The 1,302-nt window shown below is 56.0% G+C and carries 1 protein-coding gene; it reads right to left on the bottom strand.

Going from position 1 to position 1,302, the window contains the following annotated elements; genetic code table 11:
• The coding region (locus tag EGI20_RS18705) for an RNA polymerase sigma factor region1.1 domain-containing protein (protein ID WP_498633197.1) at positions 1 to 1,260 on the bottom strand (1,260 nt) is incomplete at its 3' end.
• Positions 1,261 to 1,302 lie beyond the last annotated feature (42 nt).

Below are 1,302 nucleotides of genomic sequence, written 5' to 3'. Positions count from 1 at the left end.
TTGCAGACCGCGGTTGGTATACTTTTTGGCGATCGAAATCACCAGACGCAAGTTGGCTTCGATCATCTCGCGCTTAGCCAGACGCGCCTTCTTCTCCCCCGCTGCCATCTGGCGGTTGATTTCCTTCAGCGCCGGAATGGTCAGCACGGCGCGCAACTGGACATCGGCCAGACGGGTCTGACGCTCGATAATCGCGTGCTTGAAGCGCTCCAAAGTTTCGGACCAGGCCTTGCCGGATTCGATTTCCTTCACCACCCAGTCAACATTGATTTCGTTACCAGGGAAGCTCTTGATGAAGTGGCTACGGTCCATACGCACACGCTGCACGCAGATATCCTGAATTTCACGTTCATGCGAACGCACTTCAGCGACCAGCGAGCGCAGGGAGTCACACAGGCTTTCAATCTGGCGCGTAGCAAAACGCACCTGCATAAAGGCATCGGTGATCTGCTGCTGACAAGCCTGGGCGGCCTTGGCATCGGATTTCTGCAGCGCGGCGGTCAAGCCGGCATATTGCACGCGCACATCGGCAAAGAATTCGATCGCCTGCAATTTGAGCGCAAGCAGGTTAGCGGCATTGATGCTTTCAGCGTCGGCCTCTTCGTCTTCCTCTTCCGGCTCGTCATCATCCGGCATTTCGTCGTCTTCCGGCTCGGAAAATTCGGTCTCTGCCTCAACGCTGGCATTCGGATCGATAAAGCCATCAACAACTTCGTCGATGCGCATCTCTTCACACTCGACCTTGTCCATCAGCGCCAGCACTTCGGCAATCGTGCCGGGGCATGCCGAGATGGACTGGATCATGTACTTGAGGCCGTCTTCGATCCGCTTGGCGATTTCGATTTCGCCCTCGCGGGTCAGCAACTCAACCGTACCCATTTCACGCATATACATGCGTACAGGGTCGGTGGTGCGACCGAACTCGGCATCAACCGACGACAAGGCGGCCTCAGCTTCTTCAACCGCATCCTCGTCGGTGACCGCTGCCGGTGCATCGGTCATCAGCAGGGTATCAGCATCCGGCGCCTCTTCGGTCACCCGGATACCCAGACCACCGATCATGACGATGATATTTTCGATCTGCTCGGCGTCGGACACGTCTTCCGGCAGATGGTCATTGATTTCAGCGAATGTGAGGTAGCCACGCTCCTTGCCCAGCGCAATCAGCTGGCGCAAGCGCTTGCGCTGCTCTTCCAGGCTCAACTGAGGATTGTCCTGGTTGTCCTGCACATCTTTATCGATTTTGGGGGAAGCCGCCATTTCGTTTCCTGCTTGAAAAAAAGCCGAAAAAAACAATTGAGT

The sequence above is a fragment of the Aquitalea sp. S1-19 genome (genome assembly GCF_024343515.1).
This window is presented reverse-complemented; position numbering and strand designations above follow the sequence as displayed.